At 65.2% G+C, this 14,543-nt stretch carries 17 protein-coding genes; 13 read left to right on the top strand and 4 right to left on the bottom strand.

The features are described 5' to 3' along the window. Positions 1-86: 86 nt before the first annotated feature. Together R5H32_RS10465 and rplQ are read left to right on the top strand one after the other, a co-directional pair. A complete protein-coding gene (locus R5H32_RS10465) occupies positions 87-1,103 on the top strand; it encodes a DNA-directed RNA polymerase subunit alpha (RefSeq protein WP_263335682.1) in 1,017 nt (338 codons plus the stop codon). A gap of 137 nt (positions 1,104-1,240) precedes the next feature. Further along, positions 1,241-1,660, top strand: a complete 420-nt coding sequence (gene rplQ / locus R5H32_RS10460; protein WP_318338622.1) for a 50S ribosomal protein L17 — start codon at positions 1,241-1,243, stop codon at positions 1,658-1,660. 97 nt (positions 1,661-1,757) lie between these two features. On the opposite strand, the gene R5H32_RS10455 is transcribed toward rplQ, so the two are convergent. Continuing rightward, positions 1,758-1,904: a hypothetical protein gene (locus R5H32_RS10455; RefSeq protein ID WP_318338621.1), complete on the bottom strand. Its 147-nt coding sequence runs from the start codon at positions 1,902-1,904 to the stop codon at positions 1,758-1,760. 113 nt (positions 1,905-2,017) lie between these two features. Between R5H32_RS10455 and R5H32_RS10450 the strand changes: the two genes are divergently transcribed. The 11 genes from R5H32_RS10450 (at position 2,018) to R5H32_RS10400 (ending at position 12,359) form a co-directional block, all read left to right on the top strand. Next, positions 2,018-2,629 (top strand): autoinducer binding domain-containing protein, encoded by a 612-nt coding sequence (locus tag R5H32_RS10450; protein WP_318338620.1) that lies wholly within the window; start codon positions 2,018-2,020, stop codon positions 2,627-2,629. Positions 2,630-2,688: 59 nt separating this feature from the next. Continuing rightward, on the top strand, positions 2,689-3,276 hold the full coding sequence (locus R5H32_RS10445) for an acyl-homoserine-lactone synthase (protein WP_318338619.1): 588 nt from the start codon (positions 2,689-2,691) through the stop codon (positions 3,274-3,276). A 91-nt stretch (positions 3,277-3,367) separates the two neighbouring features. Beyond that, entirely contained in the window at positions 3,368-4,681 is a 1,314-nt protein-coding gene (locus tag R5H32_RS10440; RefSeq protein WP_318338618.1) for a replication-associated recombination protein A, read from the top strand. 111 nt (positions 4,682-4,792) lie between these two features. Next, positions 4,793-5,170, top strand: coding sequence for a fluoride efflux transporter CrcB (gene crcB, locus R5H32_RS10435; RefSeq protein ID WP_318338617.1), 378 nt, complete (start codon positions 4,793-4,795; stop codon positions 5,168-5,170). After that, on the top strand, positions 5,167-6,213 hold the full coding sequence (locus R5H32_RS10430) for an RluA family pseudouridine synthase (protein WP_318338616.1): 1,047 nt from the start codon (positions 5,167-5,169) through the stop codon (positions 6,211-6,213). The genes crcB and R5H32_RS10430 overlap by 4 nt, the downstream gene beginning before the upstream one ends. Continuing rightward, positions 6,210-6,884 carry an HAD-IA family hydrolase gene (locus R5H32_RS10425; protein WP_318338615.1) on the top strand — a complete coding sequence of 225 codons (675 nt, stop codon included), beginning with the start codon at positions 6,210-6,212 and terminating at the stop codon, positions 6,882-6,884. Before R5H32_RS10430 ends, R5H32_RS10425 begins: the two co-directional genes overlap by 4 nt. Continuing rightward, positions 6,881-7,597 (top strand): ATP12 family chaperone protein, encoded by a 717-nt coding sequence (locus R5H32_RS10420; protein WP_318338614.1) that lies wholly within the window; start codon positions 6,881-6,883, stop codon positions 7,595-7,597. The genes R5H32_RS10425 and R5H32_RS10420 overlap by 4 nt, the downstream gene beginning before the upstream one ends. Before the next feature lie 203 nt (positions 7,598-7,800). After that, positions 7,801-8,817: an amino acid ABC transporter substrate-binding protein gene (locus R5H32_RS10415; RefSeq protein WP_318338613.1), complete on the top strand. Its 1,017-nt coding sequence runs from the start codon at positions 7,801-7,803 to the stop codon at positions 8,815-8,817. A gap of 137 nt (positions 8,818-8,954) precedes the next feature. Continuing rightward, positions 8,955-10,232, top strand: a complete 1,278-nt coding sequence (locus R5H32_RS10410) for an ABC transporter permease subunit (protein WP_318338612.1) — start codon at positions 8,955-8,957, stop codon at positions 10,230-10,232. Between the two features lies 1 nt (position 10,233). Beyond that, positions 10,234-11,553, top strand: coding sequence for an amino acid ABC transporter permease (locus R5H32_RS10405; RefSeq protein WP_318338611.1), 1,320 nt, complete (start codon positions 10,234-10,236; stop codon positions 11,551-11,553). A gap of 11 nt (positions 11,554-11,564) precedes the next feature. Beyond that, positions 11,565-12,359 carry an amino acid ABC transporter ATP-binding protein gene (locus R5H32_RS10400; protein WP_290428525.1) on the top strand — a complete coding sequence of 265 codons (795 nt, stop codon included), beginning with the start codon at positions 11,565-11,567 and terminating at the stop codon, positions 12,357-12,359. Positions 12,360-12,424: 65 nt separating this feature from the next. Here R5H32_RS10400 and R5H32_RS10395 read toward each other — a convergent pair whose 3' ends face one another. The 3 genes from R5H32_RS10395 to argB are packed head-to-tail and all read right to left on the bottom strand — an operon-like array spanning position 12,425 to position 14,468. Then, a complete protein-coding gene (locus R5H32_RS10395; RefSeq protein ID WP_318338610.1) occupies positions 12,425-12,943 on the bottom strand; it encodes a histidine phosphatase family protein in 519 nt (172 codons plus the stop codon). Further along, a complete protein-coding gene (locus R5H32_RS10390; protein WP_318338609.1) occupies positions 12,940-13,593 on the bottom strand; it encodes a ferredoxin in 654 nt (217 codons plus the stop codon). The genes R5H32_RS10395 and R5H32_RS10390 overlap by 4 nt, the downstream gene beginning before the upstream one ends. Next, positions 13,590-14,468 (bottom strand): acetylglutamate kinase, encoded by an 879-nt coding sequence (gene argB / locus R5H32_RS10385; protein ID WP_318338608.1) that lies wholly within the window; start codon positions 14,466-14,468, stop codon positions 13,590-13,592. The genes R5H32_RS10390 and argB overlap by 4 nt, the downstream gene beginning before the upstream one ends. Positions 14,469-14,543: the final 75 nt, after the last annotated feature.

Raw genomic sequence — 14,543 nt, 5'->3', positions numbered from 1 at the left:
CGCGCGGCCCGGGTCGCTTTCGTTTTTATCCTCGGGCGTTCCCGGATTTCGGACATGGGCCGGGAACAGGTATGGAGGCAGAACGCATGATCCACAAGAATTGGGCCGAGCTGATCAAGCCGCAGCAGCTTGACGTCAAGCCGGGCAACGACCCGCAGCGCCAGGCGACGCTGGTCGCCGAACCGCTCGAGCGCGGCTTCGGCCTGACGCTCGGCAACGCCCTGCGCCGGGTGCTGATGTCCTCGCTCCAGGGCGCGGCCATCACGAGCGTCCAGATCGACAACGTCCTGCACGAGTTCTCCTCGATCGCGGGCGTGCGCGAGGACGTCACCGACGTGGTGCTCAACCTCAAGGGTGTCTCGCTCAAGATGGAAGTCGAGGGACCGAAGCGGCTCTCGATCTCGGCCAAGGGGCCGGGCGTCGTCACCGCGGGCGACATCTCGGAGTCGAACGGCATCGAGGTTCTGAACAAGGACCATGTGATCTGCCACCTCGACGAGGGCGCGGACTTGTTCATGGAGCTGACCGTCGACACCGGCAAGGGCTACGTCGCTGCCGACAAGAACCGCCCGGAAGATGCACCGATCGGCCTCATTCCGATCGACGCCATCTACTCGCCGGTCAAGAAGGTGTCGTACGAAGTGCAGCCGACCCGTGAGGGCCAGGTGCTCGACTACGACAAGCTGACGATGAAGATCGAGACCGACGGCTCGCTGACGCCGGATGACGCGGTGGCCTATGCCGCCCGCATCCTGCAGGACCAGCTCGGCATCTTCGTCAACTTCGACGAGCCGGAATCGGCGCAGAAGGGCGAGGCCGACGAGGGGCTGGAGTTCAACCCGCTCCTCCTCAAGAAGGTCGACGAGCTGGAGCTCTCGGTGCGTTCGGCGAACTGCCTCAAGAACGACAACATCGTCTACATCGGCGATCTGATCCAGAAGACCGAAGCCGAGATGCTGCGCACCCCGAACTTCGGCCGCAAGTCGCTCAACGAGATCAAGGAAGTGCTCTCGGGCATGGGCCTGCACCTCGGCATGGATGTCGAGGACTGGCCGCCGGAGAACATCGAGGATCTCGCCAAGCGGTTCGAAGACCAGTTCTGATTGACTTCACGGGGGCCGTCGCCTAAACGGCCCCCGAAATGCCCGGAATGCCGGGGAATGCACGGGTCTTTGACCCCAAGGAGAGCGGACCGAGGACCACGGCCGCCGGACAAAGCAAAACGCGATAGGAGAACAAAATGCGTCACGCTCGCGGCTACCGCCGTCTGAACCGCACCCATGAGCACCGCAAGGCGCTCTTTGCCAACATGGCCGGGTCGCTCATCGAACACGAACAGATCAAGACCACCCTTCCGAAGGCGAAGGAACTGCGTCCGATCATCGAGAAACTGATCACGCTCGCCAAGCGTGGCGACCTTCATGCCCGCCGCCAGGCCGCGGCCCAACTCAAGCAGGACAAGCATGTCGCGCGCCTCTTCGAGATTCTCGGCCCGCGCTACAAGGAACGTCAGGGCGGTTACGTCCGCGTCCTGAAGGCCGGCTTCCGCTACGGCGACATGGCGCCGATGGCGATCATCGAATTCGTCGACCGCGACACCTCCGCGAAGGGCGCAGCCGACCGCGCCCGGATGGAAGCCGAGGAAGCTTCCGAGGCGTAAGTCTCCGGCTCATTGAGTACAAAAAAACCCCGGCGCGACGGCGTCGGGGTTTTCTCATTAAGCACAATGATACTCTTTACAAGATAAACAGCGTGCGTCAGTTCGGTTCGAAGCGCGCACTCCGCCGATCAGTGCCGACTTTCTCCGCAACTATGTCGATCATGGAGGAAAGCTGTGCATCAGCAATCGGCGTCGCACCCAGGAATTCCAACAGATCTGCCCGAGCGGTTTCAGGCAATCGCATGAGTCTTGCAAAGAGGCCGGGATTGATCGTACGCAATGTAGTGCCTCAAACAGTGCAGCTAACGAGTTTCAATTTACGGTTGACCGCCCCCAAAACAACTTGTCTAAAAAGACATGTCTATGCATCACGGTATCGATTTGAGACTGCATGAGCTTGGGTTGCTCGCCCCGGCCGGTTATTTTGTCGGCCTGCATATCCGGTTTGCCGCGCCGCTGATGATGTTCCAGACCTACAATCAGGCGTGGATCGATCATTACACGAACAACGCCTACGCGGTGCGCGATCCGATGATCGCGTGGGGATTCTCGAAAACCGGCGCTTCTCGCTGGAGCGAGATTGGCATCCCGGACCCTTTCAATATTCTCGGACAGGCTGCAGAACACGGCCTGGTCTATGGCTGTTGCTTTTCCTGCGGGCCGATTTCGTCTCGAACGATCGCGGGTGTTGCCCGTGCGGACCGGGAATACACCGACGACGAGATGAGGCGCATTGGCGAGATCGTGAGCGATCTTCACGACAAGACCGAACCGCCCGACAGCCTCACACTCGCCCAGATTGAAGCTCTTCGCCTGATCGCGGCGGGAGATCGGCACGCAGCTGCGGCAGCGAAGCTCGGGATATCCGAAAGCGCTCTGAAGGCCCGGCTCAACTCCGCGCGAGACAAGTTGCTCGCCCGGACGACGGCCGAGGCTATCCAGAGGGCGAAAGATTACCGCCTGCTCTAGCCGTTATCTCCACCTCGGCAGGGGAACCCAGTTCCTGAACCCAACCGGAGAAAACGGCAATGCAAACCACGACTCTTTCCTTTGCGAACCTGCACAACCATGGAGAGCTTTTCGCGAATCTGCTTCGCGCGCGGAAGCAATCCTTCATCGTCCAGAACCGCTGGGACCTGCCCGAGGCGCTCGGGATGGAATACGACCAGTACGACACTCCGGCCAGCCGCTGGATCGCCGTGCATGAATTCGGCGAGATCCTCGCCGGAATCCGGCTGACTCCGACAACGGCGCGCTGCGGCATCTACACCTACATGATCCGCGACGCGCAGCGTGGCCTGCTCGACACCATTCCGGCGGATCTGCTCTACTTCGAGGCGCCGGTGGCCGAAAACATCTGGGAATCCTCGCGCGTTTTCGTCTCCCACACGACGCCTATGTCGATTCGGCGCCGGGTTCATGCGCTCTTGATCACCGAAATGACGAAGTCGGCGCGCGATCTCGGGGCGACTCGGGTTCTCGGCCTAATCCCGTCAAACTGGCCGAGATGGGCTCCGCGCTGCGGGCTCGACATGGAGGCGGCTGGCCGGGTTCTGGATTTCGACGGCTACGAAAGCCAGTGCGTGTCGATCAATCTGGCCACCAACCTCCATTGAACGCGCCCCGCTCCGGGCGCCGGTACCATCAGTGCTGGCGCCACTGCTTCCCTGCTTCCTTCCGCCGGGGCTCGGATGTAGTCTCGCCCGGATGTCCGACCTGTTCGATCACGCCGCGCCGCCCGGGGCGCAGTCCCGCGCGCCGCGCCCCCTGGCCGACCGGCTCAGGCCGGCCGCGCTCGATGCGGTCATTGGCCAGGACAGGGTGCTGTCGGCTGACGGTCCCCTGGGCGCGATGCTCGCCTCTGGCAGCCTGTCGTCCCTGGTCCTTTGGGGCCCGCCAGGCGTCGGCAAGACCACGATCGCCCGGCTCCTCGCGGACGCGACCGAACTCGCCTTCGTCCAGATCAGTGCGATCTTCACCGGTGTACCTGAACTCCGGAAGGTCTTCGAGGCCGCGAAGCTCCGCCGCCAGCAGGGCCGCGGCACACTCCTCTTCGTCGACGAGATCCACCGCTTCAACAAGGCCCAGCAGGACGGCTTTCTGCCGCACATGGAGGACGGCACGATCCTCCTCGTCGGCGCCACGACCGAGAACCCCTCATTCGAACTCAACGCGGCCCTTCTCAGCCGCGCCCAGGTGATCGTGCTCGAACGGCTATCGCTGGCCGATCTCGAACGCCTTGCCCAGCGGGCCGAAAAAGAACTCGGCCGCACCCTCCCTCTCGCACCCGCGGCGCGCGAGGCGCTTCTGGAAATGGCCGATGGCGACGGTCGCGCGCTTCTCAACCTCATCGAACAGGTCGGCGCCTGGAAGGTCGACAAGCCTCTCGGCACCGAGGCGCTCGCCCAAAGGCTGATGCGTCGCGCCGCGAAATACGACAAGTCCGGAGAGGAGCATTACAACCTCATTTCCGCCCTGCACAAATCGGTGCGCGGCTCCGATCCCGACGCCGCTCTGTATTGGTTCGCCCGCATGCTCGAAGGCGGCGAGGATCCGCGCTTCCTCGCCCGCCGCATCACCCGGATGTCGGTCGAGGATATCGGGCTCGCCGATCCGCAGGCGCAGGCTGTCTGTCTCCATGCCTGGGAAACCTACGAACGCCTCGGCAGCCCCGAGGGCGAACTGGCGCTGGCCCAGGCCGTGACCTATCTCGCGCTCGCCCCGAAATCGAATGCGGGATACGTCGCCTACAAGGCCGCCCGCGCCGCGGCCCGCGCAACCGGGTCGGAGCCGCCGCCGAAGCACATACTGAACGCGCCGACGAAGCTGATGAAGGAACAGGGCTTCGGCACCGGCTATGCCTACGACCACGATGCAGAGGACGGATTCTCGGGCCAGAACTACTTCCCCGAGACGATGAAGCGTCCGGTGTTCTATCACCCGGTCGAACGCGGTTACGAACGAGAATTGAAGAAACGGGTCGAATGGTTCGCCAAACTACGTGACAAGCGCGGCGCCTGATCTTCCACTTGGACGAAATATCCTCGGGGGTGAATTGGCCGAAGGCCAAGAGGGGGCAGACAGCCCCCTTGCCCGGTTGACTTTGCGCGTCCGGCGGCAGAGGAAGGCGCCATGATCCTGACCCTCCTTCAAGTGGCCCTCGGCGGCGCGATCGGCGCCTCGGCCCGCTACATGACGAATGTCGCCGCGATGCGGCTGATCGGCCCCGGTTTTCCCTGGGGCACGGTCGCGGTCAACGTCGTCGGCTCGTTCCTCATGGGCGCGCTCGTGGTCTTCCTCGCGCATCGCGACGGGATGCGGCTCGCGCCCTTCCTGATGACCGGGGTGCTCGGCGGCTTCACCACGTTCTCGGCCTTCTCGCTCGACGCACTGACGATCTGGGAGCGCGGCCAGACCACGCTTGCCGCCGCCTATGTGCTGGGCTCGGTCACACTTTCGCTCGCCGCCATCGTCGTCGGCATGGCCGCAGCCCGGGGGATTTACGCATGAGCGGGGTGAAGATGCTGACCGTCGCCGCCGACGAGGGCGAGAGCCGGCTCGACCGCTGGCTCAAGAAACGGTTCCCCGAGATCACGCAAGGCGCCGTCGAGAAGCTCTGCCGCACCGGCCAGATCCGCGTCGATGGCGGCCGCGTCAAGGCCTCGACCCGCGTCGTGCCGGGCCAGCAGGTCCGGGTCCCGCCGCTGCAGGCCTCCGCGCCCTCCACGCCGAAGCCCGAGGCCGGGATCGGCGAGGCGGACGCGAAGATGATCCGGGCTGCCGTCCTCTGGAAGGACGAGCATATCATCGCGCTCAACAAACCGCCCGGCCTGCCGAGCCAGGGCGGCTCGGGGCAGGGCAACCGCCATGTCGACGGCCTGACCGGCGCCCTGATGTTCGGCTACAAGGACCGGCCGAAGCTGGTCCACCGGCTCGATAAGGATACCTCCGGCGTCCTTCTCCTCGCCCGCACCGACCGCGTCGCCCGCGCGCTGTCCGAGGCGTTCCGCGCCCGCACCACGCGCAAGATCTACTGGGCCGCGGTCGCCGGCCTGCCCAATCCGAAGATGGGCACCGTCCGCTTCGGCCTCGTCAAGGCGCCTGGCCATGGCCGCGGCGGCGAGGGCGAGAAGATGGTCGCCGTCCACCCCTCGAAGGTCGAGGCGACCGAGGGCGCCAAGCGCGCCACGACCGACTACGCGGTGCTCGACGCGCTTGGCACCCGTGCTTCGTGGCTGGCGCTTGTGCCGATCACCGGACGCACTCACCAGCTTCGCGCCCATATGGCCGAGCTTGGCCACCCGATCGTTGGCGACGGCAAGTATGGCGGCTCCGGGCAAGAAAACCTCGGCGATGGCTGGGGTGCTCAGCTTGGCGGAGAGATCAGCCGCAAGCTGCATCTCCATGCCCGCTCCATCGGCTTCGATCACCCGATCACCGGCAAGCGCATCACCCTGACCGCGCCCCTGCCGGACCATATGAAGCGCACCTGGAAGACCGTGGGCTGGTCCGAGGCCGAGGCTCCCGCCGATCCCTTCGCGGACGAGACATGACAGAAGACCTGAGGCTCGTGGTCTTCGATGTCGACGGCACGCTCGTCGACAGCCAGAACCATATCCACGCCGCGGTGAGCCATGCCTTCGCCGCCATCGGCCTGCCCCTACCGACGCGAGAACGCATCCTCGCGATCGTCGGCCTGTCCCTGCCCGAGGCGATGGCCCGGCTGGTGCCGGAGCAAGGCCCGGATACCCGTGCGGAGCTTGTCGAGGCCTACAAGCAGAGCTTCGCCTCACTCCGCGCCGGCCCACTCTCGCCGCTCTTCGCCGGCGCGGCCGAGACTCTGGCGGCGCTCGGCGGCCGCTCCGACGTTTTGCTCGGCGTGGCGACCGGCAAGTCGCGGCGGGGGCTCACGCATATCCTCGACGCTCATGGCCTTTCGGGGCATTTCGTCACCGCCCAGGTCGCTGACGACCATCCGTCGAAGCCGCATCCTGCGATGCTGCAGGCCACGCTTGCCGATACGGGCGCGCTGGCCGAGCGCGCGGTGATGATCGGCGACACGAGCTATGACATCGAGATGGGCCGCGCCGCGGGCTTCCATACGATCGGCGTGACATGGGGCTATCACCGTCCCGAGGTGCTGGAAGCGGCTGGCGCGGGGCAGGTGATCGCGGATTTCGCCGCCCTCCTGCCGGCATTGGAACGGATCTGGGAGGCGGCATGAGCGGTTGGAAGGCGAAACGGTTCTGGAAGACGGTCGTCGTCGTCGAAAGCGACGGGGGCTTCGGCGTAACGCTCGACGCGCGTCCGGTCCGCACCCCGGCCAAGAGCCCGATGGCCTTGCCGACACGGGCCATGGCCGAGGCCATCGCCGCGGAGTGGGAAGCGGTCGAGAAGGAGGTCGATCCGCGCCGGATGCCGGTGACGCGCGGGGCCAACGCCGCCATCGACAAGGTGGCGCCGCAGTTCGATGAGGTGGCAGAACTGATCGCGGCCTATGGCGGTACGGATCTTCTCTGCTACCGCGCCGAGGCGCCCGAGGCACTGGCCGAGGCGCAGGCCGCGGCCTGGGATCCGCTCCTCGACTGGGCGGCGCACGAATACGGAGCCCGGCTCAACGTGACCCGCGGCGTGGTGCCTGTCGCCCAACCAGCCGAAAGCCTTGAGCGGCTCGCCGCGGCCGTCCACAGCGTGAGCCCGTTCGAACTCACGGCGCTGCATGATCTGGTCAGCCTCAGCGGCTCGCTCGTCCTCGGCCTCGCGGCGACGCGGGCCGAGTTCGATCCCGAGACGCTCTGGCGCCAGTCGCGTTTCGACGAGGACTGGCAGGCGGAGCAATGGGGCGAGGACGAGGAAGCCGTGGCGGCTGCCCGGCTGAAGCGGGACGATTTCCTGTTCGCGCGGCATTTTTGGAATATTTCGGCAGAAAGCCGATAACAATCTTTCGCCGCGTCCTCCGCGCGACCGGTCTGCCACTACCGAATTGCGTTGAGTGCTGGGTTTGGCGCGAATGCCCGCTTGACGGGCGACAGCCATCTGTCAAGACTGCGCGTAGTGGGGGCAACCCCCTATAATCGGCGCCAGGACCACCTGGCCTATCAATCCGCTCGGGGAGGGCGGAAACTCAGGAAGAGGTAAGTATGAAAAAATCCGTATTCCTCGGAACGCTGGCGGCTTCCGCTTTGCTGGCCGGATACGCGTCGGCGGCCACTCTCGACGACGTCAAGGCCCGTGGCGAGCTGTTCTGCGGCGTGAACACCGCGCTCACCGGTTTCGCGCAGCCCGATGCCAGCGGCAACTGGCAGGGCTTCGACGTCGCGATCTGCAAGGCCGTCGCGGCCGCCGTTCTGGGCGATGCCTCGAAGGTCAAGTATGTTCCGACGACGACCGAGACCCGCTTCACCGCGCTCGCCTCGGGCGAGGTCGACATGCTCGCGCGCAATACGACCTGGACCTATTCGCGCGATGCCGACCTCAAGTTCACCTTCACCGGCGTGAACTACTATGACGGCCAGGGATTCATGGTCCGCAAGGACCTCGGCGTCTCTTCGGCCAAGGAGCTCGATGGCGCCACCGTCTGCATCCAGACCGGCACCACCACGGAACTGAACCTGGCCGACTACTTCAAGGCTAACAACATGACCTACCAGCCGGTTCCGATCCAGACCAACGCCGAGGGCGAGCAGCAGTATCTCGCCGGCGCCTGCGACGCCTACACGACCGACGCGTCGGGCCTCGCCGCGACTCGCGCGGTCTTCGCCGACCCGGAGAACCACATCATCCTTCCGGAGATCATCTCCAAAGAGCCGCTCGGGCCGCTCGTTCGCCATGGCGACGACCAGTGGGCCGACATCAACCGCTGGGTGCTGAACGCGCTGGTCGCGGCGGAAGAGTACGGTGTGACCTCGGCCAATGTCGAAGAGCTGTCGAAGGGCACGCAGAACCCCGAGATCAACCGCCTGCTCGGCACCGAGGGCGATCTCGGCGCGATGATGGGCCTCGACAACGAGTGGGCCAAGCGCGCCATCGCCGCCAACGGCAACTACGGCGAGATCTTCGCCGCCAACATCGGCGAAGCGACGCCGATCGGTCTCGCTCGCGGCCTGAACGCGCAGTGGACTCAGGGCGGCCTGCTCTACGCGCCGCCGTTCCGCTGATCGGACAAGATCGGGGGGCGCATCCGCAAGGATGCGCCCCTTCCGCCTCGGCATCAGGGAGAGCCGGCGCGCGAGGGGCACCAAGACCCCGTTGAACTGGCAATCGCCAGACCCGCGCCCCGGATTGGGGATACAACATGACTACAACCACCGACGCACCGAAGCCTGGCTTTCGGTTGAGCATGCTCATCTACGATACCCGGTATCGTTCGATGACCATCCAGATCGTCGTTCTGTTCCTGTTCATGGCGGGCGCCGCCTGGCTGGTGGACAACACGATCAAGAACCTCGCCACGCTCGGCAAGGACTTCAGCTTCAGTTTCCTTTGGAACCGGGCCGGCTACGACATCAACCAGGTGCTCGTCGCCTATACCAATGACAGCACCCATGGCCGGGCGCTGCTGATCGGGCTTCTGAACACGCTCCTCGTCTCGGCGATGGGCTGCGTGGCGGCGACAGTCATCGGCGTCTTCGTCGGCGTTCTGCGCCTTTCGAAGAACTGGCTCGTGGCGCGGATCATGACCGTCTATGTCGAGGTCTTCCGCAATGTGCCGATCCTCCTGTGGATCCTGATCGCGCTCGCGATCTTCACCGAAGTCACGCCGCAGCCGCGCGATTTCCGCGCGACCGACGAGATGATCGCCGCGGGCGAGGAACCCAAGGCCTCGATGATCCTCTTCGACAGCGTGGCGGTCACGAACCGCGGCACCTATGTGCCCGAACCGCTGTTTTCCCGCAGCCTCGGCAACATCGACGTCGGTATCTTCCTTATCAGCATCGACCTTCTCGTCTTCGTCGCCGCGGTCATCGGCGGGTTCCTCGCCTACCGGGCGATCGGCACCCATGCGACCAAGGTTCAGGAGGCCACCGGCGTCCGGCCGAAGACCTTGTGGAAGAGCCTCCTCGTGACCATCGCGCCGCCTGTCGCGGTGCTCTGGGCGCTGGGCTTCCACCTTGGCTATCCCGAGCTCAAGGGCTTCAACTTCACCGGCGGCATCAACATCTCGAACGCGCTGATGGCGCTGTGGCTCGGGCTGACGCTCTACACCGCGGCCTTCATCGCCGAAATCGTGCGCGCCGGGATCATGGCCATCTCCAAGGGTCAGACCGAGGCGGCCTATGCGCTCGGCCTGCGCCCCCGCCGGACGATGAGTCTCGTGATCCTGCCGCAGGCCCTTCGCGTGATCATCCCGCCCCTGATCTCGCAGTTCCTCAACCTGACCAAGAACTCGTCGCTCGCGATCGCGGTCAGCTACATGGACCTGCGCGGCACTCTGGGCGGCATCACGCTGAACCAGACCGGCAAGGAGCTTGAATGCATCCTCCTGATGATGCTCATCTACCTGGCAATCAGCCTGCTGATCTCGGCCGGGATGAACGTCTACAACAATGCCGTCCGGCTGAAGGAGCGCTGAGATGAGCAATCCGAAAGCAACATCCGCCGTCTATGTCCGCGATTCCATGCTGCCGGCGGAGCACCCGCCGGCGATGGAAACCGGAATCATAAAGTGGCTGCGCGAAAACCTGTTCTCGGGGCCCTTGAACACGATCCTGACCATCATCGGCCTCGTGGCGATCTATTCCATCCTGGCCGGGATCATGCCTTGGCTGTTCCGTTCGGTCTGGGTTGCCGATTCGCTCGGCGAATGCCGCTCGATCATCACGGCTACCTTCGGCGAAGGTGCCACGGGCGCCTGCTGGGCGGTGATCCGCGAACGCTGGACCCAGTTCATCTTCGGCTTCTACCCGTCGCATCTTTACTGGCGGCCGGTCTTGGCCTTCCTGCTTTTGCTCGTAGCGCTCGCGCCGGTGCTGTTCGCCCATCTGCCGCGCAAGCTGCTGTGGTTCAGCATCCTCTATCCCGCGCTCGGATTCTGGCTGCTGTGGGGCGGGACGATCTGGATCCCGGTTGTGGCGATGGCCGGCTTCGCGCTTGGCTGGCTCGCGCTCCGCGTTCTGCAACCGATCGGCGGGACGATTGTCGCCACGATCGCGGCCGCGGTCGTGCCGATCCTGTGGTGGCTGCTGCTCGCCGGTCCGGTCGCCCAGCAACTGCAGGCGATCCTGCCCATCGGGATCGAGGCGGTCCGCTCCGACAAGTTCGGCGGCTTCGTCCTCGCCTTCACGATCGGCATCACCGGCATTGCCTTCTCGCTGCCGCTGGGGATCATCCTCGCGCTCGGCCGGCGATCGGACATGCTCCTGGTCAAGGCGCTATGCGTCGGCTTCATCGAGTTCATCCGCGGCGTGCCGCTGATCACGCTCCTGTTCACGGCCTCGCTGCTCCTGAACTACTTCCTGCCGCCGGGCACCAATTTCGACATCATCCTGCGCGTCATCATCATGGTCACGCTCTTCTCGGCGGCCTATATCGCAGAGGTGATCCGCGGCGGCCTCGCGGCCCTTCCGCGCGGCCAGTACGAGGCGGCCGATGCGCTCGGGCTCGACTACTGGAAGGCGCAGCGGCTCATCATCATGCCGCAGGCGCTGAAGATCTCGATCCCCGGGATCGTGTCGTCCTTCATCGGGCTCTTCAAGGACACGACGCTCGTGATCTTCGTCGGTCTTCTCGACCCGTTGAAAGGCATCACCGACGCCGTGCGCGCCTCCATCGAATGGAAGGGCATCTACTGGGAGCCCTACATCTTCGTCGGCGGCATCTTCTTCCTCATCTGCTTCAGCATGTCGCGCTACTCGATGTATCTCGAGCGCAAGCTGCAGCGTGAACACCGTTAAGGAGTAATCCCATGTCGGACCCGCATGCCGTTACCCGTAAGATCGACCGCAGCCATATGCAGGTCAGCGACGAGGTGGCGATCCAGATTTCCGGAATGAACAAGTGGTACGGGGCGTTCCATGTGCTCCGCGACATCAACATGACCGTCAACCGGGGGGAGCGGATCGTCATCTGCGGCCCCTCCGGATCGGGCAAGTCCACGCTCATCCGCTGCATCAACCGCCTCGAGGAACACCAGAAGGGCCAGATCGTCGTCGACGGGATCGAGCTGACCTCGGACCTCAAGAACATCGACAAGGTGCGCTCCGAAGTGGGCATGGTGTTCCAGCACTTCAACCTCTTCCCGCACCTGACGATCCTCGAGAACTGCACGCTCGCGCCGATCTGGGTCAGGAAGGTGCCGAAGCGGGAAGCCGAGGAAACCGCGATGCATTTCCTCGAGAAGGTGAAGATCCCCGAACAGGCCCACAAGTACCCCGGCCAGCTCTCGGGCGGCCAGCAGCAGCGCGTGGCGATCGCCCGCTCGCTCTGCATGAAGCCCCGCATCATGCTCTTTGACGAGCCGACCTCGGCCTTGGACCCCGAGATGATCAAGGAGGTGCTCGACACGATGATCGAGCTCGCCGAGGAGGGGATGACTATGCTCTGCGTGACCCACGAGATGGGCTTCGCCCAGGCCGTGGCGAACCGCGTGATCTTCATGGACCAGGGCCAGATCGTGGAACAGAACGAGCCGAAAGAGTTCTTCAACAACCCGCAATCTGACCGGACCAAGCTGTTCCTGAGCCAGATCCTCGGCCACTGACGGTCTGGACGAAAAGAAAAAGGCCCCGGGTCCGCGCGACCCGGGGCCTTTCGTTTCCGGTGTGGTCAGCCGCGTCCCGAGGGAACGAAGAAGTCCAGAACGCTCCCCGCGCCCGGCTGCACATCGGCCCAGCTCTCGATCTGGAAATCGACGACCAGGGTCGCGGCGGTGGGGTAACGGGCGAAATCGGGATCCAGAGGCGGCCGCGCCGACAGCGAGGCCGCGAAGGCCGCGATGCCGGGATTGTGGCCGAGGATCATCACGCATTCGCCGGTAGCGCCCCTCAAGGCTTCGAGCAGCGCCGCGGGCGAGGCTTGGTAGAGCCCGCTCAGATACTGAACCTCCGGCATCACCTCGAGCGGTGCCGCGGCGATCTTCGTCCAGGTCTCGCGGGTCCGCGCCGCGGTCGAGCACAGCACCTCGTCCGGTTCGTAGCCGCGCGAGTCGAGCCATTCACCGAGCTCCAGTGCGGCGCGCCTGCCACGTGTGTTCAGCGGCCGGTCGTGATCCTCGAGTCCGGGGTCGTCCCAGGCCGATTTCGCGTGGCGTGTAAGGATCAGGCGGCGATGGCCGGCGGGTGTCATGGGTGAAAGCGCCTCATATGATAGGCCGATTGTTCGGCCAGCCTGCCATAGGCGTCCGACACAGGGCAAGCACGACGCACGCTGCAACCGCGAGAAAGGCAATCCTGCCCGGCGCCGGTGTCGAGAAAGGCGTGGCAGGCCGTCACGTCATAGCGCGCCGGTGTCAGTGCGGCGGCGGGGCAGGCGGTGCGGCAGGGCTGTGCCGCGCAATCCTTGCAAGGCGCCGCGGTGGGCCCGTCCGGCAGAGTGAGCCGCTCGGGAATCGCGATCGCCCCGCGGTAGGAGACCATCAGCCCCGCGGTGTCATGCACGAGAAGTTGCACCGGCGAGGGCCAGGCCCGGCCGGTCCCGAGCGCCCAGCGGAAGAACGGCGGGTAGGGCGGCCCGTCGGACGGAAAGATCGCGCGTCCACCGAGATCCCGCGCCATCCCCCCGAGCACCCGCTTCGACCAGCGGTCGATCGGGTCCGGGGCTCCGTCGCGCCATTCTGGCTGGGACGTGAGATGCGGCCAAAAGCCCGGCTCTCCCGGGCCGAACAGGATCAGCGTTCCGGCGCCGTCGAGCTCGTCTCCGGCGCCTTGGTGGAGGGCACCGAAGACCGCGAGCCTTTCGGCCGCCGCCCGCTCCGCGATCGCGGCGAGCGTCGTCACTTCGTCCTGGGCTTCACGCGCGGTTCGGTCGATCGGATGAGCGAGCCCGCGCCGTGATCGGTGAAAAGCTCCAGAAGGCAGGCGTTGGGCACCCGGCCGTCAAGGATTACGACCGCCCGCACGCCCCCTTCGAGCGCGGCAAGCGCCGTCTCGGTCTTGGGGATCATGCCGCCGGCGATCACGCCCTTCTCGGTCAGCGCCCGGACCTCCTCGGGGGTGAGCTGGGTCATCACCTCGCCAGCCTCGTTCTTGACGCCCGACACATCGGTGAGCAGCAGCAGCCGGTCGGCCTTGAGGGCCGCCGCAATCGCGCCGGCGGCGGTGTCGCCGTTGACGTTGAAGGTCTCGTTCGGATCCATGCCGGTCGCCACCGGCGCCACCACGGGGATGATCCCCGCGGTGAAGAGATCGCGCAGCACCTGCACGTTCATCTCCACCGGCTTGCCGACGAAGCCGAGATCCGGATCGTCGGCGACGCAGACCATGAGGTCGTCGTCCTTGCCCGACAGGCCGACGGCGCGGCCGCCCTGATCCATGATCGCCTGCACGATGCGCTTGTTGACGAGGCCGGTCAGCACCATCTCGACCACCTCGACGGTGGCCTTGTCGGTCACGCGTTTGCCGCGCACGAATTCTGACTGGATGCCGAGTTTCTTAAGCAGGTCGTTGATCATCGGCCCGCCGCCATGCACCACCACCGGGTTCAGGCCGACCTGGCGCATCAGCACGATATCGCGGGCGAATTCGGCCATCGCCTCGTCGTCGCCCATCGCGTTGCCGCCGAACTTCACGACGACGACCGCGCCGGCGTAGCGCTGCAGATAGGGAAGCGCCTCGGATAGCGTCCGGGCGGTGGCGATCCAGTCACGGTTCATGTCTTGCTTTCTCATTGGCGGAAAACCTCATGCGCTGATCGTTTGTTATCCCGTCCGGGGCCGCCCTGCCAAGCG

The sequence above is a fragment of the Defluviimonas sp. D31 genome (assembly GCF_033436765.1).
GTDB lineage: Bacteria > Pseudomonadota > Alphaproteobacteria > Rhodobacterales > Rhodobacteraceae > Albidovulum.
Note: the sequence above shows the minus strand (reverse complement) of the source record. Positions and strands in the feature narration are given on the sequence as shown.

Bases quoted from the DNA above. Each gene is read 5' to 3' on its own strand.
- R5H32_RS10455 (WP_318338621.1), bottom strand. From the start codon at position 1,904: ATGCGATTGCCTGAAACCGCTCGGGCAGATCTGTTGGAATTCCTGGGT.
- R5H32_RS10465 (WP_263335682.1), top strand. From the start codon at position 87: ATGATCCACAAGAATTGGGCCGAGCTGATCAAGCCGCAGCAGCTTGAC.
- R5H32_RS10415 (WP_318338613.1), top strand. From the start codon at position 7,801: ATGAAAAAATCCGTATTCCTCGGAACGCTGGCGGCTTCCGCTTTGCTG.
- R5H32_RS10450 (WP_318338620.1), top strand. From the start codon at position 2,018: ATGTCTATGCATCACGGTATCGATTTGAGACTGCATGAGCTTGGGTTG.
- R5H32_RS10400 (WP_290428525.1), top strand. From the start codon at position 11,565: ATGTCGGACCCGCATGCCGTTACCCGTAAGATCGACCGCAGCCATATG.
- R5H32_RS10425 (WP_318338615.1), top strand. From the start codon at position 6,210: ATGACAGAAGACCTGAGGCTCGTGGTCTTCGATGTCGACGGCACGCTC.
- R5H32_RS10395 (WP_318338610.1), bottom strand. From the start codon at position 12,943: ATGACACCCGCCGGCCATCGCCGCCTGATCCTTACACGCCACGCGAAA.
- R5H32_RS10445 (WP_318338619.1), top strand. From the start codon at position 2,689: ATGCAAACCACGACTCTTTCCTTTGCGAACCTGCACAACCATGGAGAG.
- R5H32_RS10410 (WP_318338612.1), top strand. From the start codon at position 8,955: ATGACTACAACCACCGACGCACCGAAGCCTGGCTTTCGGTTGAGCATG.
- R5H32_RS10430 (WP_318338616.1), top strand. From the start codon at position 5,167: ATGAGCGGGGTGAAGATGCTGACCGTCGCCGCCGACGAGGGCGAGAGC.
- crcB (WP_318338617.1), top strand. From the start codon at position 4,793: ATGATCCTGACCCTCCTTCAAGTGGCCCTCGGCGGCGCGATCGGCGCC.
- R5H32_RS10420 (WP_318338614.1), top strand. From the start codon at position 6,881: ATGAGCGGTTGGAAGGCGAAACGGTTCTGGAAGACGGTCGTCGTCGTC.
- argB (WP_318338608.1), bottom strand. From the start codon at position 14,468: ATGAACCGTGACTGGATCGCCACCGCCCGGACGCTATCCGAGGCGCTT.
- R5H32_RS10440 (WP_318338618.1), top strand. From the start codon at position 3,368: ATGTCCGACCTGTTCGATCACGCCGCGCCGCCCGGGGCGCAGTCCCGC.
- R5H32_RS10405 (WP_318338611.1), top strand. From the start codon at position 10,234: ATGAGCAATCCGAAAGCAACATCCGCCGTCTATGTCCGCGATTCCATG.
- rplQ (WP_318338622.1), top strand. From the start codon at position 1,241: ATGCGTCACGCTCGCGGCTACCGCCGTCTGAACCGCACCCATGAGCAC.